Raw genomic sequence first — 20,887 nt, 5'->3', positions numbered from 1 at the left:
GAGTGTTGTGAGCACACACAAGAAGCCTGCACTGCACAATGCCATGTGGCCGGGTCTGGTTGGCAAAGGACCAGACTCGGAACCACCGATTGACCTGGAAACCATGCTGGACCTGACCGCTGCGGCGGAGGTGAACGGTGTGAAGTTTGACGGTGTGGATCTGTTTGCCTCCGCTCCACATACGGACATTGATTCGACTCCCGATGATTTGAAGAAGCTGGCCGACTCGGTTGCCAGCCGGAACCTGGTAGTTGGATCGCTGGTGGCGCCGGTGTGGCCGCCGACGGGTGGCGGATCGTCGTTCGGTTCCGAAGAGGACCGCAAGCACTATCTGACGCAGGTGGAGAAGGCCTGCAAGATGGGCAAGACGCTGAAGGAGATCGGCATCCGCAAGTACGGCATCATCCGTGTGGATACGGCGGACAGCCCGTCGCACTGGGCGGAGAATCCTGCGGAGAACACGAAGAAGGCTGCCGAGACGTTGAAGGCGGCCTGCGATATCGCCGAAGGCTACGGCGAGCGGCTGGCCCTGGAAGGCGAGATATGCTGGGGCGCGATGCATAGCTGGAAGGCCGTGGTGGAGCTGCTGGAGACCGTTGGCCGCCCGAAGACACTGGGCTACCAGGCGGACATGGCGCACAGCATGCTCTACACGCTGGGCTATAACGCGCCGGAGGCACGTATCCTGCCGGCGAACTTTGACTGGAACGACAAGGCCACGCTGATGGCGGCGTTCAAGACGCTGACCGATGCGCTGCGTCCCTGGACGATCGACTTCCATGTCGCGCAGAACGATGGCACGGTGCACGGTACGGGGTCGCATGACAAGACCGGACGTCACTGCCCGGTGAATGACCCGAACGGCAAGATGGACGTGGTGGAGGTTGCCGGTTTGTGGCTGCGCGGAGCCGATGGTCAACCGACGAAGGCGATGCAGCACATCTGCTGGGACGGCTGCATGTTCCCCAACGCGATGATGCTGAATCCGCAGACGTGGAATGACATTCTGGGCACGATGATCAAGGTGCGCGACGCGCACGGATGGGACTAAGGAAACAGACGCATGGCTAAGAAAAAACTGAACGTTGGCCTGGTCGGTTATGGCTTCATGGGCAAAACCCATTCGAATGCCTTTCTGCAGGCGCCTCGCTTCTTCGATACTCCGTATGAACCTGTGCTGAAGGCCGTGTGCGCCCGCAGCGCGGAGAAGGTGAAGGGCTTTGCCGAGACCTGGGGCTATGAGTCGGTCGAGACGGACTGGCGCAAGCTGATCGAGCGCAAGGACATCGATGTGATCGACATTGCCAGCCCCAACAACACGCATGCCGAGATTGCGATTGCAGCGGCCGAGGCGGGCAAGATGGTGCTGTGCGAGAAGCCGCTGGCTCGTACCGCGGAAGAGGGCAAGCCCATGTGGGACGCGGTGAAGAAGGCCGGAGTTCCGAACATGGTCTGGTACAACTACCGTCGCGTGCCCGCCGTGGTTCTGCTGAAGCAGTTGCTGGACGAGGGCCGCTTTGGCCGCATCTTTCACTACCGCTCGCAGTTCCTGCAGGACTGGACGATCTCCGAAGACCTGCCACAGGGCGGGCAGGGAACCTGGCGCCTGGATTCCAGCGTGTCGGGCTCTGGTGTTACGGGTGACCTGCTGGCTCACAACATTGACATGGCCATGTGGCTGAACGGATCGATTGTGGATGTGACGGCGATGACCGAAACCTTCATCAAAGAACGCATGCACAGCGAGACCGGCGTGAAGACTCCGGTCACCATCGATGACGCAGCTGCTTTCCTGGGCCACTTTGAGAACGGCTCGATGGCGCTGTTTGAGTCCACGCGTTACGCGCGCGGCCACAAGGCTCTGTTCACGCTGGAGATCAACGGCGAGAAGGCTTCCGCTCGTTGGGACCTGCATGACCTGCACCGCCTGGAGTTCTTCGATCATCGTGACGAGAGCCGTCTGCGCGGATGGAAGAGCATTCACATTACCGACGGTGACCATCCGTACATGAAGAACTGGTGGGTACCGGGTCTACAGATTGGTTACGAGCACACCTTCATTCATCAGGTTGCGGACTTCCTGATTGCCGTAGGCGAGGGCAAGGAAGCTGCTCCGACGTTTGAAGACGGCCTGAAGTGCGACTATGTGACCGATGCTGTCCTGAAGTCGGCCAAGACCAAGCAGTGGGAATCTGCGCTTCCGCCAAAGGAATAATGATGCACAGAATCAACTTGAAGAAGACGGCAGGCCTGTTTACGGCTGCCGTCTTTGTTTTGTCCGCAGCGGTAACACTGCCGGCGCAGAAGGCCGCGGCGAAAAAGCTGCCGCCGCTTGGCCCGGTGAACCGCGTTCCTCCGGAGCCGCGCAACTGGGACGACCACACCGGTTGGACAGCCTTGTTCGACGGCAAGACGATGACAGGCTGGAGCGGTGCGCCTGAGGTGTGGAGCGTGGCCGATGGCGCCATTGTCGGTTCGTCCAGCGAAGCGGTGCCGTCAGGCACGACCAACCTGATCTACAAGACCAGCCAGTTCGCCAACTTCCGTCTTCGCATGGAGGTGAAGATGGAAGGCGCTGGAGCGAATGGCGGCATCCAGTACTGCAGCCATATCGTTCCGGTGCGCGACCGTATTCCTCCGGCGAATCCGACGGAAGAGCAGAAGGCCCGCATGGCCAAGGCGGCGGAGCTGAACAGGAAGCATGCCGCGTGGAACATGGACGGCTACCAGATGGACTTCAACTATGACAACCGCTACACGGGCCAGCTCTACGAGCAGAGTTCGGAGCGGGGAATCATGACCTATCCCGGCCAGGTGGTGGCGTTTGAGGGCAAGGGGGCTAAGCCTCGTGTTGTAGCTGAGGTCGGTACTGCGGAACAGTTGAAGTCCTACTTGAAGAAAGATGACTGGAACGAGATTGAGATTGTTGCCGATGGCCATACGCTGACGCACATGATCAACGGTCACGTCTTCTCGCAGACGATCGATACCGATCCGGAAAAGATGGCTTCCAGCGGCTACATCGCGCTGGAGATCGAGGGGCCGGGGACGCTGCATATTCTGCATCGCAACATCTACATCAAGAAGCTGCCATAGCCTGCGGCGGATTTTGTTTGACCTACAGCGTGGCGAGGGATCGCCGCGCTGTTAGTTTTTAGAAGGAACATTGGGAGACGAAGATCACGATGGGTTCTGAGACACGCACATTTCTGGAAGAACGTACTGGCCGGTTGTCACAGCTGGGTGGTGTCACGGCGTTTGAGTATGCCGACGGTAAGGCGAAGGGTGTTTCTGCGCTGCGTGTGCGCACGGCCGTTGGGCTTGAGTTCTGGGTGATGCCCGGCCGGGGCATGGACATTGGCGAGGCCTATTACTACGGCAAGTCGCTGAGCTGGCAGTCGGCCACAGGCATTACGCATCCGGCGTACCACTCGGACAAGGGGCTGGACTGGCTGCGCGGGTTCTATGGCGGCCTGCTGTGCTTCTGTGGGTTATCGCATGCGGGCGCTCCGAGCGAGGACGACGGCAAGCAGCTTGGGCTGCATGGATTTGTTTCGAATACACCGGCGGAGCAGGTGAGCTGGAGCGAGGACTGGGTGGGCGATGATTGCATCTTCACGATTACCGGGAAGGTGCGCGAGGCCTCAGTCTTTGGACCGAACCTATTGCTGACGCGCAAGATCACGGCATCCTTGAAGACGAGCAGGATTGCGGTTGAGGATACGGTCGAGAATCAGGGCTACGGCGAGTCACCGCTGATGGCGCTGTATCACCTGAACTTTGGATATCCGCTGCTGACAGGGAAGAGCCAGATCTTTGCCAGTCCTGCGTCGACGGTTGCCGCCACGCCGCATGCGCAGGCGACTTTTGACGAGTGGAATGTCTTCAACGAGCCGGTGCGCGGCATGGGTGAGAGGGTGTACTTCCACACCATGAAGCCCGGAACGGATGGATGGGTGAATACGCTGCTTGTCAGTGATCGCGAGAAAAAGGATTGGGCTGTAAGCGTGAAGTATGACCCAACCACGCTGCCGGACTTTATCGAGTGGAAGCTGACCGGGGTGCATGATTTCGTGCTGGGCTTTGAGCCGGCGAACTGCCGCAGCCTTGGCCGCAAGAAGGAACGCGAGCGCGGCACGCTGAAGATCATGCAGCCGGGAGAGAAGGTGGTCTTCCGGATTCAGTTCGATATCCACGATGGCGTGGATGCCGTACAGAAGGCGATTGCGGCGACTGAAGTTTAGAAGTGCAGGCTGTCGACATTGTTTTTGTCGATGAGCAGCGGCTTGCCGAGGATGATTTCGGAACCATTGATATCGAGCTTGCCTAAGCGGCCAACGTGGACGTCTGTCGCGTTGGCCGCGATTTTTTTCTCTGCGGTCAGCACGCCTGCGTAGACGGTCAGGTAGCCAAGGTCCTGCGTGTTCCACAGGAAGATGGTCTGCACAGAACCATCGTGCAGGTAGGTGCGGCAGATGGAAGGCAGTGACAGGCCGATGACCTTCACGTCCTTGCGACCGGCCTGCGAAACGGCTTCGGCTGCTCCGGGGACGGCGGGTGCGGAGATGGCGATGATGAGCTTCACCTGCGGGTAGGCCTTCAGGATGACCTGGGTCTGGTTGAAGGCCTTGTCGCGATCGTCGTCGCTGGGCTGAATGGTGGCCAGTTGAAGGTTGGGATGGTCGGAGGCGACGCGTTTTTTGATGTCGGCGATCCACTCGTTCTGGTTTTCGGCGCTGAGCGCTCCGGTAACGATGGCGAACTGTCCGCCCTGCGGCATCAGGCGCGCGCCTTCGTCCGTTAGGGCGTTGGCGATGCCGACAGGTGTGGCCTGGTTGAGGAAGTAGTCGCGTGCATTGAGCTCGGCGTCGGCGTCCCAGGTGAGTACGGCGATGCCATGCGCGCGGGCCTTACGCAGAACGGTGGAGATGCTGCCCTTGTTCTCGACGGCGACGACGATCGCGTCCACACCACGGGTGATCCAGTTCTCGACCAGCTCGTTCTGCTGCGAGGCGTCGAGGCTGGTGGGGCCGTCCCAGATGAGGTCGATGCCGAGTTCTTTTGCAGCCTCTTCGGCACCGGCACGGGCGCTGATGAAGTAGGGATCGCCCTTTGCCTTGGGCATGACCGCGATGGTGAGCTTATGGCTGCCGGCGGCGGCGCTGCTGCGATGCGAGGCCGCATGCGTCATCAGCGAACCGATGACGACGCATGCGACCAGTAAGGCAGAAACGATGCCGGGACGCTTCCAGAGCGGGGTTTCGCCGGGTTCGAGCTTCAGCTTGCCGGTGGCGCGCAGGCGATCGACCGCAACGATAGCCAGCAGAAGGAAGCCGATGAGGACGCCGGTCATCTCCGAAGGTAGAGCCATCAGGTGCATTCCGTTCTGCAGCACGGAGAGGAAGAAGAGGCCAAGCATGGAGCCGAGCAGGGTGCCACGGCCTCCGAAGACGGAGACGCCACCGACGACGACGGCGGTGATGGCCTGCAGTTCGTAGCCGGTGCCGAGGTCAGACTTTGCAAGGCCAAGATGTGCGACGTAGATGAGCGCCGCGAGAGACGCAATTACTCCGGAGAGGACATAGAGCAGCGCCAGCCGCTTGCGGACCGGGATGCCGGCGTAACGTGCGCCGTCGGCGTTAAAGCCGATGGCGTAGATGCTGCGGCCGATGACGGACTTGTGCAGAAGAACGACATAGGCAGCGAGAATGATGAGCAGGATGGGAAGCTGCACGGGGATGAGCTTCCAGAAGTATCCCTGCCCCAGGTGCAGAAAGGCTGCGGGGTAGCCGGTGAAGCTGACGGCTCCGTGGGTGATGCCTTCGGCGATGCCTCGGTAGAGCGAGAAGGTGCCAAGCGTCACGATCAGCGGCGGCAGGCGCAGGCCGGCGATGAGCAGGGCGTTCAAGCCTCCGGCAAGCAGGCCGATGACGAGAGCCAGGAGGAAGCAGAGCGCGATGGGCAGGTGGCCATCGTGCCAGAGCGAGCCGAAGAGCACGGCGGTCATGCCGATGGTGGATCCGACGGAGAGGTCGATGCCACCGGTGATGAGGATCGGTGTGAGCGCGATGACCAGAAGGCCGAGCTCGACAGAGAAGCGGACGACCTCAAAAAAGTTGCCCCAGGTGGCGAAGCTGGGCGCGGCGATGCCGAAGTAGACGCACTCCAAGACAAGAGCGATGAGCAGGGCGACCTCTGCCGCGGAGATGCGAAGCCGCTTAGGCATGGCTCACCGACTTTCGGCGATAGTGGCTGAGCACGTTGGCGGAGACGGCGGCGAGAATGATGAGCCCCTGGATGGCGCGCTCCCAGTAGGCGCTGATGCCGAGGAAGGTGAGCGCCGGGCCGATGAGGCCGAGTAGAACGACACCGAGCACGGTGCCTGCGATGGTGCCGGAGCCGCCGGTGATGGTGGCTCCTCCGACGGCGACGGCGGCGATGACCTTCATCTCCATGCCGATGCCGGAGTTGCTGGGAATCTGGTTGAAGCGTACGGCGTTGAGCGAGGCGGCAAAGCCGGTGAGCAGGCCGGTGATGGCGAAGACCGAAAAGAGAACGAGGTCGGTATTGATGCCGAGGATGCGGGCAGCGGTTTCGTTGGAGCCGGTGGCGAAGATCTGGCGGCCTCCGCGAAAATAACGCAGGCCGATGGCGAAGAGCGCGACCAGAAGGACAGCGATGACGAGCGTGGTGGCTGTGTAAGCGGTCTGCGAAAGTCCGAAGCGCAGGAAACTGGCGGGGAGGCCGCCGACCCATGCACCCTGCGTCTGCCAGCGCAGGCCGTCGCGAATGGCGACCATGGAGGCCAGCGTGACCACGATGGAGGGCATGCGCATCCATGCGACCAGGAGTCCGTTGAAGGACCCGAGCAGCGTACCGGCGGCACAGGCCAGCAGCATGGCGAGCAGGACCGGAAGGCCATCGCGCGCGGCCACGCCGGCGACGATGCTGCAGACGGCGAAGACCGAGCCGATGGAGATATCAATCTGTCCGGTGAGGATGATGAGCGTCATCCCCAGGGCGATGATGAGCACGGGTACGTTGGCCAGAAAGAGGTCGGTGAGATTGTCGGCGGTGAAGAAGCCGCGCGTGGTTGCAGCCAGTACGGCCAGCAGCAGAAGGATGGTGATGGCGACAGCGATCTCGCGTGCGTGCTGCTTCATGCGGATACCTCGTGTCCAAAGGCGAGGGACATGACCTTCTGCTGCGTGGCTTCTTCCTGGCTGAGCGTGGCGACGATGGTGCCCTGATAGAAGACGCCTACGCGGTCGCTCATGCCGAGGACCTCGGGGAGTTCGGAGGAGATGAGAATGACGGCCATGCCGCGCTCGGCGAACTCGACAATGAGTTCATGGATTTCGGACTTGGAGCCGACGTCGACGCCCTGTGTCGGCTCATCCAGGATCATGACGCTGGGGTGGATGGCCAGCCATCGTGCGAGTGCAACCTTCTGCTGGTTGCCGCCGGAGAGCGCTCCGGTGGTTGTTTCCGTGGTTGGAGCCTTGATGCGCAGGCTGGTGCGGTAGCCCTCGGCGGTGGCTTTTTCCTGCGTGGCATTCAGCAGGCCATGTTTGGCGACGTCTTTCAGGCTGGCCAGTGTGATGTTATCGGCGATGCTCATATCGAGGATGACGCCGTGCTGGCGGCGGTCTTCCGGCAAGTAGCCAAGGCCGTTGGCGATGGCCTCCGCGGGGCTATGGATGGTGACCTGGCGCCCATGCAAGGTAATGGAAGTGGAGACGGGAGTGATCCCGAAGAGGGTGCGTGCCAACTCAGTACGACCGGAGCCGACGAGGCCCGCGAGGCCGAAGATTTCTCCCTTGCGCACGCTGAAGGAGATGTCGTGGAGGCCTACCTCGGGATTGCTGAGGCCGTTCACTTCGATGGCGAGGTCGCCGGGAGTGACTGCGCGCTTCGGGAAGACGGATGCGATGGAGCGGCCGACCATCAGTTCAATCAGCTCGGCGCGGCTGACGTCGCTGGCGTTGCGGCAAGCGATGGTCTCGCCGTCGCGTAAGACGGTGATGCGGTCGGAGAGAGCGAGGATCTCCTCCAACCGGTGCGAGATGTAGACGATGGCGACACCTTCGTCGCGCAGGCGCTTGACCAGGGCGAAGAGCTTTTCGGTCTCTCGCTCGGAGAGCAGGGCGGTGGGCTCGTCCATCAGGATGACGCGTGCTTTGGAGCCGACAGCCTTGGCGATCTCGACGACCTGCTGTTCGGCCATGCTGAGGGTTCCGGCCAGGCGGCCCGGGTCGATGGTGGCTCCGATGGACTGCATCAGGTCTTTGGCGCGCTGCTTGCGATTGCGCCAGTCCACGGTCAGGCCGTTTTTTTCACGCTCCAGCGGCATGCAGATGTTTTCTGCCACCGTGAGATGCGGGAAGATGGAGGGCTGCTGGTAGATGACGGCGACGCCGAGCGAGCGGGAGAGGTTGGGATCGTTGGCCGTGATGCGCTGGCCGAAGATCTCCAACTCGCCGGAGTCCGGCTGGATGGCGCCGGTGATGATCTTGGTGAGCGTGGATTTGCCAGCGCCGTTTTCGCCGATGAGGGCGTGGACTTCGCCGGCGCGAAGCTCCAGCGAACCAGAGCGCAGGGCCCGGACGCCGGCATAGGACTTGGTCAGTGCGTTCGCCCGAATGGCGAGCGGTAGAGTGCTGTTCGGCGCGACGTTTTGCATGCTGGCAACTGGGCCACCAGCTTATTCCTTCGCACGCTTCTTTGTCTCGCTTCTTGCGGGCGCATCTTTCAGACGGGTGGCGGAGGATTCGCGTACGACGAGTTCGGCGGGCAACTGCACGCGCGTGATGGGCGGAGGAGACTGCTCGCCAGCTTCAATGCGGCGCAGAAGTACCTCGACCGCGCGGTGACCCATGTCATAGGTGGGCTGTACGACCGTGGAGATGCCGGGTTTGAACAGAGCCTCGGCGTTGACCTGGTCAAAGGTGACAAAGGCAAAGTCGCGCGGGGTGCGCAGTCCCATGGTGTACAGGCTGCGCAGGGCAGCCATGCCAGTGACGCCGTTGGTGGCCAGCAGGGCGGTAGGTCTCTCCGGCGACTGACGGAAGCCGCGCTGGCACAGTCCAGCTACCAGTTCCTGTCCGAAGGCCGCGTTCCAGATCAGGGATTCGTCCAGCGGGATTCCAGCGCGCGACAGGGCGCGTTTGTAGCCGCGCAGGCGTTCGTGTTCGTTTTGCAGCGACAGGGGGCCGGTGATGATGGCGATGCGCCGGTGGCCATTTTCAATGAGATGGGCCGTCGCCATTTCGGAGGCTCCGGCATCGTCCACGCATACCGAATCGACGTCAAGATTTACGGGAACGCGGTCGACGCAGACGATGGGAGAGCCAGCGATGTCCTGCGGGTTTTCGGTATCGCCGGCTTCGCTTGCCTGCGCGGTGACCAACAGGATGCCTTCAACACGTTGCGCTCGGAGCAGGGCCAGCATGTCCTCTTCGCGCTCCGGGCTACCCTCGGAGTCCAGAACGATGAGGAAGTAGCCTCGCTCGCGTGCGGCGGCTTCGGCGCCGCGTACGATCTTGGGGAAGAAGGGAATCGTGATGTCCGGAATGACGATGCCCAGCGTATAGGTGCGGTTGGTCTTCAGGCTGCGGGCAATCAGGTTGGGGCGGTAATTCAGGATACGGATCGCCTCCAACACCTTCTGCCGGGAGCGCTCGCTGACCTTTGCCGATCCGCTGATGACGTTGGAAACCGTTCCGGCGGAGACGCCGGCGAGTTTCGCCAGTTCTTTTTGATTCGGTGCCATGGGCCTGGTGAACTTCCTTGTCGAACGTGTTGACCACGCCAAAACGCAGCCGAGAAACTCTACATGCGACTGTAAATGAGAGTCGATACACGGTCACGGACGAATCCCCGGGGGGCGGGCAACTATCCGTCTGGCCGAGGGTTCATACGGAATGTTAAAATCCCCGCTAGGTTACTTTTGGGGATTGGTGAGGGGAAATGAGCGAACTGCGTAACAAGTGGGAGCAGCTGACTGGAAAGCTGAATCCGGTATACCTGAAGTTCACCGGCGCGATTGTGGTTGCCGCGTCGTGCCTTGTGGCTGCTGCTGTTATCGCCGAGCCAAAGCCGGCCAATCCGCCGGCGGCCGTGCTGGCTGCATACCAGTCGGACGAACACCCCGAATTTCCCGCCGGTGAGGGCCGCGACGTTACGCTGCGGGTGTGCAGCCGCTGCCATTCGCCGAACAATATCCTGAGCCGTCCGCAGAGCCGCGAGGGATGGGAAGCCACGCTCGCGAAGATGGTCGACATGGGAGCAACGGCCAGCGATGAGGATTTCGCGAAGATTCTGGATTACGTCTCGAAGAACTTCCCCGCTCCTGGAGCTGGCGGTGCGACGGCGCATGTGAATGTGAACAAGGCTGCCGCGGCGGACCTGGTGAAGGGACTTGGCCTGACGGAGAAGGAAGCTGCTGCCCTTGTGGACTACCGCACCAAGAACGGCGACTTCAAGGCGCTGAGCGACCTGAAGAAGGTTCCGGATGTGGATGGCTCGAAGATTGACGACAAGAAGGACATCATCGAGTTCTAAGCAGAGACGATACGTTATCAACAAAGGCCCCTCCGTGTGTGAGGGGCTTTTGTTTTGTCTGTGCCACTGATAGTTTTCAAACGCGGCGCGTCCGCGCATACGGAGGTTGTCCATGTCATCCCCGCTGGAAAAACGAGAGGCTGCTTCCATGGAGCGTCGAGCTTTTCTGAAACAAGCAACCCTGGCTACGGCAGGCGCGGCGATGGCCACGGCACCCGCTTCGCTGATGGCGCAGTCCAGCTACAAGCAGCCACAACATGCTCCGATGGAGCTGGGGCTGCTGATCAAGCCATCGCCTGATCCGGAGGCGAAGATCCGTCTGGTGCACGAGCTTGGGTTCGAGACCTGCTTCCTTTCGCTGGACGGCTATCTTGACCACTTCACTCCTGCGCTGACGAAGCAGTTCGCCGGCTTGCTGGAGAAGTACCAGGTCATTGCCACGACGGCGGAGGTAGTCAATCCACAGCCGTTGAAGTGGAACTTCCTGGAAGGGCCCTCCACCATTGGCCTGGTTCCGCGGGCGTATCGTCAGGCACGGCTGGATGCGCTGAAGCAATGCTCGGACTTTGCGAAGTCTCTGGGCATTGGCCGTGTACAGACACACTGCGGCTTTATTTCGGAAGACCCGAAGGACCCGCTCTATCCGGAAACAGTCGCAGCGATCACTGAGATTACCAGGCACTGCGCGGCCAACGGGCAGAGTTTCCTGATGGAGACGGGGCAGGAGACGCCAACGACCATGCTGCGCATGATCAAGGACGTGAATAACCCCGCGCTTGGCGTCGGTCTGGACACGGCGAACCTCATCCTTTACGGCAAGGCCAACCCGGTGGATGCGCTGAAGGTGCTGGGACCGCATGTCCGCGCCATGCACGCAAAGGACGGCAAGTGGCCCACCAATCCGGACAAGCTGGGGGAAGAGGTGGTGATCGGGAGGGGTGAGGTCGATTTTCCCAGGGTGCTGCAGATGCTGCATGAACTCGGCTACCAGGGCGCGGTCAGCATTGAGCGCGAGACCTCTGGCCCGCAGCAGATTCAGGACGTAAAAGAAGAAAAGCTTTATCTCGAAAACATTCTGAACAAGATCAGGAACGCGTAGCCAGGAGATTCCCGATGGATCGCAGAAATTTTCTCAAGAGCGCCGGAGCCGTTGGCGGACTGATGATCGTCAAGCCGAGCGTTGCCTTCAGCTACGCTGCCAATTCGAGCGTGAACTACGGCTTGCTTGGTTGCGGCAAACGCGGCACCTCGGTTGCCACTTCGTTTGCGAAGAATACACAGGCACGCATCGTGGCGCTGGGCGACATCTTCCCGGACCAGCTTGCCAAAGGGAAGCAGCACTTTGACCAGGTCAATGCTTCGCTCGGCCTCTCTGCCATTGACTCCAAGATGACCTTCCATGGATGGGAGTCCTACAAGGCGATGGCGGCCAACCCGAAGATTGACGCGGTCCAGATCTCCACGCCGCCCTTCTTTCATGTGGAGCACATGGATGTGCTGACGGCTGGCGGCAAGCATGTGTACTGCGAGAAGCCGGTCGGTGTGGATATTCCGCAGACACGCCGGGCTCTGGAGATAGCAAAACGCGTAGGGAACAAGGTCAGCATCTCGGTTGGATTCCAGATTCGTTCGGCGCCGCCGTTTATCGAGATCGTCAAACGCATCCACGAAGGACAGATCGGCAGGATCGCATCGCTCAGCGGACACTACAACGCTCCCACAGCAACCTATCCTGACCGTGGCAACATGCCCAAGGATGAGTTGCGCCTGCGCAACTGGCTCTGGGACAAGACGTTGTCCGGAGACATTCTGCTGGAGCAGAACATCCACGTCATTGACGTGTGCAACTGGGTGATGAACACCCATCCGGTGAAGGCGGTTGCGCGCGCCAGCCGTAAAGTGCTGACGAACGCGGGCAATATCAATGACAACTACGAGGTGATCTTTACCTATCCCAACGGTGCGGAGTTTGTCTTCAGCTCCACGCAGTTCAATGCCGCCGGCTACTTTGATGTGAAGGAGACCATCTTCGGGACCGATGGCCTGGCCGAGATGCCGTACAAGGGAACGCTCGGCATCCAGGGACTGAAGCCATGGACGTGGTCTGGCAGTGAACAGAGCAGCGATACCAAATTCGCCGCTGACGGTGCCTTCAGCGATAACCTTGCCGAAGCAGACAAGATGAAAGACCGCAGCTTTATTGAAAGCATTACCAGCAATACCTTCCAGAACCAGATTGCGGCCGGCGTGGAGAGTGCGCGCAGCTGCATGCTGGCGCGAAAGGCTGCTGAGACAGGGCGGTCCGTGAGCTGGGAAGAGATTGAGGCCGATACCGAGGCGTATCAGCTGGGCTTCGATATCAAAAAGTTTGTCTAGTGGACGGACTTCATGCGGCGCTGCATGAAGTCCATCAGCAGGTAATTCCCCAGAGTCTGCGGCGTGGTGAAGTAGGCCTTGCCGCGGCACATGGCCGTGACCTTCTGTACGAACTGGACGAGGGAGAAGTCATTGGTCAGCATGAAGGTGTTGATCTGGATGCCGGAACGCTTGCACCGTCCGACCTCTTCCAGTGTTTCGGAGACGACAAGCGGATCAAGGCCGAAGGCGTTTTTGTAGATGCGGCCATCGGGCAGCGTGAGCGCCGAGGGTTTCCCGTCGGTGATCATGACGATCTGCTTCATCTGCTTGTTCGAGCGAGAGAGGATACGCCGTGCGACCTTGAAGCCCTCGCGCGTATTGGTGTACCAGGGACCAACCTTGACGCGGCCAAGTTGCGAGATGGGAATCTCCTCGGCGGAGTCGTGGAAGAGCACGAGGTGCAGTGAGTCGCCTGGGAACTGCGTGCGTGTCAGGTGCGCCAGCGCCATGGCCACGCGCTTGGCCGGGGTGAAGCGGTCTTCGCCGTACAGGATCATGGAGTGCGAGCAGTCCAGCATGACGACTGTAGCGCAGGATGCCTGGAACTCTGACTGATGGACGTGCAGGTCGCTGTACTCAATATTCAGCGGCATGGTCAGGCCTTCGCGTTCGATGGCGGACTTGAGCGTGGCGGTTACGTCCAGGTTCAGCGTGTCCCCGAATTCGTAGGGCTTGGAGGATCCGCTGGCTTCGATGCCGCTGGCCTCGTGGATGGTGTCATGACGGCCAAAGTTGGCGCGGCCCATGGAGCCGAGCAGGTTGCGCAGCGCCTTGTAACCGAGGAAGTCCATCGACTTGTCAGTGACTTCGAAGCGTACCTCGGACTCATTGCGTCCTACCTCGCCCGGAGCAGTGGATGGCTGCGTGCTGTCTGAGGTTTCCGCGTCGGTGCGGATCATGTTCTCGTTCTGCATGCGCTCGATCAGCTTGTCGAGCATCTGCTCCTGCTGCTCGGCGCTCATGTCGTCGTACTGCTGCTGGGTATCTTCGTCCAGGAAGTCGCCGTTCTCCAGCACCTGGCGGATGGCCTCACGCAGGTCGTCGAGCGACTGGTCCATGTTCATCTCGCTGAAGTCGCCGTAGGGGTCCTGGAAGCCGGAGTCGAGCAGGAAGTCGCCGAGCGCCTCCATCAACTCCTCAAGACCAAGCTCGCTGGCCAGGTCGCCCTCGTATTTCTTGTAGCGCGTCGTCTTCATGGGCCTGGTTTGATGATACGCCCGCTAGAGCCTTGTGCCTGCCAGAACGGCGAAGCCGGACTCCTTGTACCAGCAGTCTGCGTCGGCAAAGCCCGCGGAGCGCATCCATTCAAGTTGGGTTTCCACCGGTGAGCACTTGTCGTCGCGGCGGCGGTAGAGGCTGGCTTCGATCTGCTCTTCGGTGGCTCCGTTGGAGCGGATCTGGCGCAGCCAAAGCTCGTTGTAGGCATCCGTCTGCGCGGGTGTGGGGCCGGCCACCTGTTCGGCGTTGAGGAAGACGCCGTTGGGTTTGAGCGCGTTGTACGCTGCCTGGATGACACGCTGCTTGTCGGCATCAGTGCAGTGATGGATGGAGAGCGCGGAGACAACAGCACAGGCTTCCGTGGGCAAGGGCTGCGCAGCGTAGTCGAGTTGGTGGAACTCGACGTTGGCGTCGCCGCGGAAACGCTCGCGAGCGCGGTCGAGCATGGGCTGGGAGAAATCGACGAGATGAATCTTCGCCGCGGGAAAGTGCTGGCGAAGCATCGCGGTCAGATGCCCTGTGCCCGCGCCGAGGTCGATGATGGTTCTCGCAGCGGGCGGGATGAGGCGGATGGCCCAGCCGTAGAAGGTGTCATGCGAAGGTATCAGCTTCGCGCGATCCTGGTCATAGGTGGCGGCTGTGGTGTCGAAGACGATCTGCGTAGCGCTGATGTTCATGAGTTGAACCATAAGCGCGGTCCCTAGCGGGTGTCGCCGCCATATAAAAATTTTGCATCTTCAAATTACGAATACTTAGGGGCGGTTGATGCGCCACATGTCATCTTCGTTGATGCTCCTGCGCCCCGTGATCGCGTAAAAAGCACAGCGGTATGACACATACCCGATGCTGAAGCCAAGGGAAGCGCCAATGATCCAACCTCTTGAGGTCTGGTGCCAACCTCCGCAGCGGATAAATAAGAATGCGACAACTGCAAGCGGCAAAGCACAGATGCCATGAAGCCAACGAGCGAGAGCGTCGTCCTTGCCATTGAATTCCATGTTTTAGTTGAAGCCGCGGCGTGTGCGGTTCTTAGAACCCCAGTCTTCCTTGTCCTTTTCGCGCTCGCGTACCGTCTCGTGGAAGTTGGCGGCCTGTTCGTGGCGGCGGCCTTTTTCGCCGGCGGAGAAGCTGCGTTCCTCGCTGCGGGTGATGCGCTTGTGCGCTGTCATGCCTTCGAGAAGGAACTCTGCCGCGGAAACTGTCATCTCCGGCGATGACTTTGCCGTGATGCCCACAGGCTCCAGCTTGTCGAGCAGTCCCTGAATCTGCTTCAGCTCTTTCAGGGACGCTGCTGCGGGCTGCTGGTCGTTCAACTGCACGGTGCCGCCCAGGTTGAACCACTCCTCAATCTGCTGCGTGTTCACGTTGCCGAAGTGCTTGTCGAAGCTGCGCTGTACGGCCTGGCGGATGATGTCGCGGATAATGACATCGGCGCCGCGCATCTCGCCTTCGTACTCCAGCTCGATCTTGCCGGTGATGCCAGGAAGGGCGGTGAAGATGTCGCCGATGCGGGGCACGGAGAGTTCTTCGCCATGGATGAGGGCGCGGCGTTCGGCGTTGGAGAGGACGAGTTCCATGGTCGAGATAGGCAGGCGCTGCGAGACGCCGGAGCGCTTGTCGACCTTCTTGTCCTCGCGGGCGAGGAAGGCGATCAGCTCAACGACTTCGCGGATGTAGCCGGGAATCTCGATGGAGGAGTTGGGGCGTGCGGCCCAGGCCTCCTGTGTGGTGATGCTGATGGCTTCTTCGAGCGACTCCGGATAGTGGGTGCGGATCTCCGAGCCGATGCGGTCCTTCAGTGGAGTGACGATCTTGCCGCGCGCCGTGTAGTCCTCCGGGTTCGCCGAGAATGCGATGGCGACATCCAGCTGCAGGCGGACGGGGTAGCCCTTAATCTGCACGTCGCCTTCCTGCATGATGTTGAAGAGCGCGACCTGGATCTTGCCGGCGAGGTCCGGCACCTCATTGATGATGAAGAGGCCTCGATTGGCGCGGGGCAGAAGGCCGTAGTGCATGGTCAGTTCGCTGGAGAGCTCCTGCCCGCCGCGCGCTGCCTTGATGGGGTCAAGATCGCCGACGAGGTCGGCCACGGTGACGTCCGGTGTAGCAAGCTTCTCGACGTAGCGATCGTCCGGCGTCAGCCAAGCGATGGGGGTGTCGTCGCCTTGTTCTGCGACCAGGTCGCGGGCGTACTTGCTCAGCGGCTTGTAGGGATTGTCGCGCAGCTCCGAGCCGGCGACATAGGGAACGACGGGATCGAGCAGGTTGGTCAGTGCGCGCAGAATACGGCTCTTTGCCTGTCCGCGCAGACCCAGAAGGATGAAGTTGTGCTTTGACAGCACGGCGTTGACGATCTGCGGAACGACGGTGTCTTCATAGCCGACGATGCCGGGGAAGATGGTCTGCCTGGAGCGCAGGCGTGCGATCAGGTTCTCGCGCAGCTCGTCTTTGACGGAGCGGTTGACGCGCTCCGGCGTCCACTCGCTCTTTTTCAATTCGCCAAGGGTCAGGGGCAGGTTCTTCGTTACCGGCATGGCACAAGTATAGGCCTGTGGCCGTTACTCTTCCCACGAGAAGGTGCGAAGTCCCTGGAGTGCGCGCAGTTCAGTAAATGGCCGGGGTATGCGCGGCTGGCGGCCTCCGGAGGCTTTCCATGTCACATCGCAGCTCAGAGTGGTTATACCGTTGACGCGGTCATGCGAAACACGCCAGCGGTCCGCGATGAAGCCTGTGCTGGCAAGCAGGGCAATCACTTCAGACTCGATGGTGGGTGTGTATTCCACCGACACCGATAACGTGCCTCGCTTCTTGCGTGGAAGACGGTCATCGACATACTCCAGGATCCAGAGAACGAAGATGGTGGAAGCGGCTCCGATGCTGCCCAGAACAAGCTGGCCGGCACCGAACAAAATACCCAGAACGGTGACCACCCAGATGGTGGCGGCGGTGGTCAGGCCGGTCACGAAGTTATCGCGGCGCACGATGGCGCCTGCGCCGATGAAGCCGATGCCGGTGAGGATGCCCAGAGGCAGCCGCATGGGATCAATCTGCACGAAGGAGTTGGCGGCTTTGCCCACCGTGGGCAGCAGCAGGTTCAGCTCCAGCGATGCCAGCGTTGCGGCCATGCAGACCAGCATGATGGTGCGCAGCCCGGCAGGGTGCGAACGCTCGTCACGATTGAAACCGATGGCGGCGGAACTGATTGTTGCCAGGCCGAGACGCAGCGCAATGCTGGTCATGGAGACATCGGGCGACATGGCAGGGAACCAACTGGCAGGCATCGCGATCATCCTACTCGACGACAGGTCTCCAGAGATAGACAATCGCGCTTCCGCTCAGGATGAGTACGCCACCCAGCAGGACGGGGATGGTTGGCGCGACATCGAAGAAGAGGTAGTTCGTGATCTGGAAGACGATAAACAACAGCGCGATGTACAGGCCTACGACAGTGGCGAACTCAACCGGAGCGATGTTCAGGCAGGTCCCATAGGCGGTGAGCAGCAGGCTGCCGAGAAGGAAGAACATGACTCTTGCGCGCATGTTGCCGGTGTGTACGGCAATGCGGATAACCGCGTCGCCGACAGCTTCAAAGACCGTGGCAGCAAGAACGAAAAGAAATACCTTCATCCCCGCATCCTGCCAGCTTTTAGTCACCGCACGCAAATTTACGGCAAATCGCTTAATAGGCCCGACAATTCGGAAATAGCGTGTCCATTGCCGGTTTTTTCAGCGGCGGCAAGGCCCGTCTCCAGGCGCTCGCGGGCCTCGCTGTAGCGGCCAAGCTTGATCAGGGTCTGCGCGGCCATCTGGTGGCCGGGAACGTAGTCGGGCTGGTGCTCGCGTAGCGTCTGGAACTCGGCAAGGGCCTTGTCCGTGTCGCCCTGGCCAAGGTATTCCATGGCAAGCCCATAGCGGGCAAAGGCGTTGGCGGGGTCCATCGTCAGAATTTCCGAGAGTGCTGCAATCTTGTCCATCTCTTACAGGCTATCGCGGAATTGGATACCTGCGCAGGCCAGCGGCGGTAAACTGTTAGCTATGCAAGAGAAGCGACAGCGGACGGTCCGCGAAAGCCAGGCCGAACGCAGCGAAGTCATCTTCCCCGGCGATGCCAATGGACTTGGCAACCTGTTTGGCGGCCGCCTGATGCAGTTTATTGACCTGGTGGGCGCCGTGGCCGCATACCGCCACGCGCGGGCTACGACGGTCGTCACCGCCAGCATGGATTCGCTGGACTTCGTCGCACCGGTTCACGTGGGCGAGGTGCTGATTCTAAAGGCCAGCGTCAACCGCGCCTTCCGTACCTCCATGGAGGTGGGTGTGAAGGCGATGGTGGAAGATCCGAAGACGGGCAATCTCCGCCATGTTTCTTCGGCGTACCTGACCTACGTTGCTGTGGATGACAGCGGGCACCCGGTCGAGGTGGATTGCCTGGTGCCGGAGACCGAGCATCAGAAGCGCCGCTTTGACGATGCCCTGAAGCGCCGCGAGGCGCGCAGTGGCGAGGTTGAGCGAAAAAAGCGGCTCCGCAAGAGCCTTGAGAACGCCTGGTACATCTAAACCAGCGAAACCGAAAAAGATTTGGAGTACACCAAGATGGGACACATGGGACATAACGCGCCGCAGGGACCGCAGCGGCTGCCAGGAATCGCAAATGTAATTGCAGTGGGCAGCGGCAAGGGCGGCGTAGGCAAGACCACCACCAGCGTGAACCTGGCGATTGCGCTGGCGAAGCTGGGATATCGCGTGGGCCTGGTGGATGCCGATATCTACGGACCGAATGTGCCCCTGATGCTGGGTTCACAGAAGCAGCCGAACGTCATCGGCGACAACCGCATTGAGCCCATTACGGCGCACGGCGTGAAGTTTATCTCGATTGGCCTGATCTCGCCCGGCGACAAGCCGATGGTGATGCGTGGACCGATGCTGCACCAGATCATCCGCCAGTTCCTGCAGCAGGTGGATTGGGGTGAGCTGGATTACCTGGTGGTCGATCTGCCGCCGGGAACGGGTGACGTGGTCATCTCGCTGGTCCAGACGGTGCCGCTGACAGGAGCCGTGGTCGTTTCCACCGGATCGAGCGTCGCTCTGCAGGACGCCCGCAAGGCCCTGGAGATGTTCCACCAGGTAAATGTCGAGGTGCTGGGCATGGTGGAGAACATGAGCCAGATGCGGTTGCCGGACGGCACCATTCTGGATGTCTTCGGTGCTGGCGGCACGGAGCAGACGGCACGCCAGTTCGGCCTGCACTTTTTGGGCAGCGTCGATCTTGACCCGGAGATTCGCTCCGGCGGTGACCGCGGCCTGCCGGTAGCGCTGGGTGGCGAGAGTTCCGAGCGTGCGAAGGGCTTCTACGAGATTGCCAGGAACGTGGTGGCGCGCGCGGCCGAGGTGAGTGACAAGGCCGACGACGTGCTGGAGATCACGTAGGGCGAATCGATTTTCCTCCATCAATGAGACCTGCATTTTTGGCGCTTCAGCGCTCGAAATGCAGGTCTCTCCACTCCGCGCGAAGCGCTCCGGCCGCGAGGACAAGTGATGGAAGAGCTTGCCGATACGTCTGGCTGGCCTGCACGGCTTGACGGGGTAGTTCACAATAGAAGATATGGGGCAAGGGCTGACAGCGAACCTCTCTCCGCGAAAGCTGGCCGTGTTGACGGCGATTGTGGAAGAGTATGTCTCCTCCGGCGAGCCGGTTTCGTCGCAGGCGGTTGTGCGCAGCGCGGGCGGTGAGATTGTGGGCCTTAGCTCAGCCACCATTCGCAACCTGATGGTTGACCTCTCCGAGGCGGGTCTGCTGGAGCAGCCGCATACCTCCGCGGGACGCATTCCTACCGCTTCCGGTTTCCGTGTGTATGTGGAGCGTCTGCGTGGCGGCAACCCTGCGCTTACTGAGCAGTCGCGCGTTGTGATTGACCAGCAGTTGCAGGGAATTGGCAGCACACAGGGGTTCCTGGAACGCACCAGCAGTGTGCTTGCTGCCCTGTCGAGCGGTGTGGGTGTTGCGCTGGCCAGCGCGCGTATCAGTGACCAGTTGGAGCATATCTACTTCTCGCGCCTGGGCGGCGGCCGCATTATGGCCGTGGTGGTGACGCGCCCCGGTGTCGTGCGCGACCGCATGTTGACGGTGGGCAGTGACCTGGCCGTGGCGGAGCTGGAAGCGGCGGCCAGCTATCTGAATGAAAATTTCCGCGGCTGGACGCTCGACGCGATTCGCGAGGAGCTTGGACACCGCATTGAGACCGAGCGCAGCGAGTACCAGCAACTGCTGTCGCGCGTCAAAGAACTTTGGAAGCAGGCGCTTCCGGCAGGCGAGACCGTGGTGCAGACCGTCTACGTAGACGGCGTGGCCAACCTGGTGGGCAGCCACGCGGACCGTGACCGTCTGCGGGCGATGATGCAGGCCCTGGAGGCCAAGCAGCACCTGGTGGACCTGCTGAACGCCTACATTGACGCGCAGCAGAAGAGCGTCCGCGTCGTTTTCGATCTGGAAGAGTATGCTCCCGGCATGGAAGGGCTGGTGCTGGTGGCCGCGCCCGCGACCATCGGTGGCGAGACCCGCGGCGCCCTGGCGGTGATTGGGCCGCAGCGCATGCAGTACGAGCAGACGATGGGAGCGGTCAGTTACGTAGCACAGCTGTTTGACCGCATGCTGCATGCCGGCAATCCCACAGAGCGGCCCTGATGCGAG

At 61.0% G+C, this 20,887-nt stretch carries 20 protein-coding genes; 10 read left to right on the top strand and 10 right to left on the bottom strand.

Translation table 11 applies throughout. The features are described 5' to 3' along the window. The first annotated feature begins 7 nt into the window (after positions 1 to 7). The 4 genes from OHL13_RS08860 to OHL13_RS08845 all read left to right on the top strand — a co-directional run bounded on the left by OHL13_RS08860 (position 8) and on the right by OHL13_RS08845 (position 4,244). Positions 8 to 1,051: a sugar phosphate isomerase/epimerase family protein gene (locus OHL13_RS08860; RefSeq protein ID WP_263409770.1), complete on the top strand. Its 1,044-nt coding sequence runs from the start codon at positions 8 to 10 to the stop codon at positions 1,049 to 1,051. A 12-nt stretch (positions 1,052 to 1,063) separates the two neighbouring features. Beyond that, entirely contained in the window at positions 1,064 to 2,215 is a 1,152-nt protein-coding gene (locus OHL13_RS08855) for a Gfo/Idh/MocA family protein (RefSeq protein WP_263409769.1), read from the top strand. Further along, complete coding sequence (locus tag OHL13_RS08850) at positions 2,215 to 3,096, top strand: 3-keto-disaccharide hydrolase (RefSeq protein WP_263409768.1); 882 nt, start codon at positions 2,215 to 2,217, stop codon at positions 3,094 to 3,096. The genes OHL13_RS08855 and OHL13_RS08850 overlap by 1 nt, the downstream gene beginning before the upstream one ends. Positions 3,097 to 3,185: 89 nt before the next feature. Next, complete coding sequence (locus OHL13_RS08845; protein WP_263409767.1) at positions 3,186 to 4,244, top strand: aldose 1-epimerase family protein; 1,059 nt, start codon at positions 3,186 to 3,188, stop codon at positions 4,242 to 4,244. Here OHL13_RS08845 and OHL13_RS08840 read toward each other — a convergent pair. Genes OHL13_RS08840 through OHL13_RS08825 form a run of 4 tightly spaced genes read right to left on the bottom strand, consistent with a single transcriptional unit; the run spans position 4,241 to position 9,772 of the window. Next, positions 4,241 to 6,226: a substrate-binding domain-containing protein gene (locus tag OHL13_RS08840; protein ID WP_263409766.1), complete on the bottom strand. Its 1,986-nt coding sequence runs from the start codon at positions 6,224 to 6,226 to the stop codon at positions 4,241 to 4,243. The genes OHL13_RS08845 and OHL13_RS08840 overlap by 4 nt on opposite strands. Next, entirely contained in the window at positions 6,219 to 7,163 is a 945-nt protein-coding gene (locus OHL13_RS08835; RefSeq protein ID WP_263409765.1) for an ABC transporter permease, read from the bottom strand. Before OHL13_RS08835 ends, OHL13_RS08840 begins: the two co-directional genes overlap by 8 nt. Then, on the bottom strand, positions 7,160 to 8,683 hold the full coding sequence (locus OHL13_RS08830) for a sugar ABC transporter ATP-binding protein (RefSeq protein WP_263409764.1): 1,524 nt from the start codon (positions 8,681 to 8,683) through the stop codon (positions 7,160 to 7,162). Before OHL13_RS08830 ends, OHL13_RS08835 begins: the two co-directional genes overlap by 4 nt. Before the next feature lie 21 nt (positions 8,684 to 8,704). Further along, positions 8,705 to 9,772, bottom strand: a complete 1,068-nt coding sequence (locus OHL13_RS08825) for a LacI family DNA-binding transcriptional regulator (RefSeq protein WP_263409763.1) — start codon at positions 9,770 to 9,772, stop codon at positions 8,705 to 8,707. A 197-nt stretch (positions 9,773 to 9,969) separates the two neighbouring features. Here OHL13_RS08825 and OHL13_RS08820 point away from each other — a divergent pair, with 197 nt between their 5' ends. The 3 genes from OHL13_RS08820 to OHL13_RS08810 all read left to right on the top strand — a co-directional run bounded on the left by OHL13_RS08820 (position 9,970) and on the right by OHL13_RS08810 (position 12,939). After that, a complete protein-coding gene (locus tag OHL13_RS08820; protein ID WP_263409762.1) occupies positions 9,970 to 10,563 on the top strand; it encodes a ComEA family DNA-binding protein in 594 nt (197 codons plus the stop codon). A 112-nt stretch (positions 10,564 to 10,675) separates the two neighbouring features. Next, positions 10,676 to 11,662 carry a sugar phosphate isomerase/epimerase family protein gene (locus OHL13_RS08815; RefSeq protein WP_263409761.1) on the top strand — a complete coding sequence of 329 codons (987 nt, stop codon included), beginning with the start codon at positions 10,676 to 10,678 and terminating at the stop codon, positions 11,660 to 11,662. A gap of 14 nt (positions 11,663 to 11,676) precedes the next feature. Then, on the top strand, positions 11,677 to 12,939 hold the full coding sequence (locus OHL13_RS08810) for a Gfo/Idh/MocA family protein (protein WP_263409760.1): 1,263 nt from the start codon (positions 11,677 to 11,679) through the stop codon (positions 12,937 to 12,939). Here the strand turns inward: OHL13_RS08810 and OHL13_RS08805 are convergent. From OHL13_RS08805 to OHL13_RS08780, 6 genes are all read right to left on the bottom strand, one after another. After that, complete coding sequence (locus OHL13_RS08805; RefSeq protein WP_263409759.1) at positions 12,936 to 14,177, bottom strand: vWA domain-containing protein; 1,242 nt, start codon at positions 14,175 to 14,177, stop codon at positions 12,936 to 12,938. The genes OHL13_RS08810 and OHL13_RS08805 overlap by 4 nt on opposite strands. Before the next feature lie 24 nt (positions 14,178 to 14,201). Further along, complete coding sequence (locus tag OHL13_RS08800) at positions 14,202 to 14,876, bottom strand: class I SAM-dependent methyltransferase (protein WP_263409758.1); 675 nt, start codon at positions 14,874 to 14,876, stop codon at positions 14,202 to 14,204. 324 nt (positions 14,877 to 15,200) lie between these two features. Continuing rightward, the gene (locus OHL13_RS08795) at positions 15,201 to 16,733 is read right to left on the bottom strand and encodes a sigma 54-interacting transcriptional regulator (RefSeq protein ID WP_263409757.1); all 1,533 of its coding nucleotides are present in this window, start codon (positions 16,731 to 16,733) and stop codon (positions 15,201 to 15,203) included. Positions 16,734 to 16,757: 24 nt separating this feature from the next. After that, entirely contained in the window at positions 16,758 to 17,480 is a 723-nt protein-coding gene (locus OHL13_RS08790; RefSeq protein WP_263409756.1) for an MgtC/SapB family protein, read from the bottom strand. A gap of 10 nt (positions 17,481 to 17,490) precedes the next feature. Then, complete coding sequence (locus OHL13_RS08785; RefSeq protein WP_263409755.1) at positions 17,491 to 17,826, bottom strand: hypothetical protein; 336 nt, start codon at positions 17,824 to 17,826, stop codon at positions 17,491 to 17,493. Positions 17,827 to 17,864: 38 nt separating this feature from the next. Further along, a complete protein-coding gene (locus OHL13_RS08780) occupies positions 17,865 to 18,173 on the bottom strand; it encodes a tetratricopeptide repeat protein (protein WP_263409754.1) in 309 nt (102 codons plus the stop codon). Between the two features lie 61 nt (positions 18,174 to 18,234). Between OHL13_RS08780 and OHL13_RS08775 the strand changes: the two genes are divergently transcribed. The 3 genes from OHL13_RS08775 to hrcA all read left to right on the top strand — a co-directional run bounded on the left by OHL13_RS08775 (position 18,235) and on the right by hrcA (position 20,881). Continuing rightward, entirely contained in the window at positions 18,235 to 18,756 is a 522-nt protein-coding gene (locus tag OHL13_RS08775) for an acyl-CoA thioesterase (RefSeq protein WP_263409753.1), read from the top strand. 36 nt (positions 18,757 to 18,792) lie between these two features. After that, a complete protein-coding gene (locus OHL13_RS08770) occupies positions 18,793 to 19,626 on the top strand; it encodes an Mrp/NBP35 family ATP-binding protein (protein ID WP_263409752.1) in 834 nt (277 codons plus the stop codon). Between the two features lie 175 nt (positions 19,627 to 19,801). Beyond that, positions 19,802 to 20,881: a heat-inducible transcriptional repressor HrcA gene (gene hrcA, locus OHL13_RS08765; RefSeq protein ID WP_263409751.1), complete on the top strand. Its 1,080-nt coding sequence runs from the start codon at positions 19,802 to 19,804 to the stop codon at positions 20,879 to 20,881. Positions 20,882 to 20,887: the final 6 nt, after the last annotated feature.

Source organism: Terriglobus tenax (assembly GCF_025685395.1).
GTDB lineage: Bacteria > Acidobacteriota > Terriglobia > Terriglobales > Acidobacteriaceae > Terriglobus > Terriglobus tenax.
This window is presented reverse-complemented; position numbering and strand designations above follow the sequence as displayed.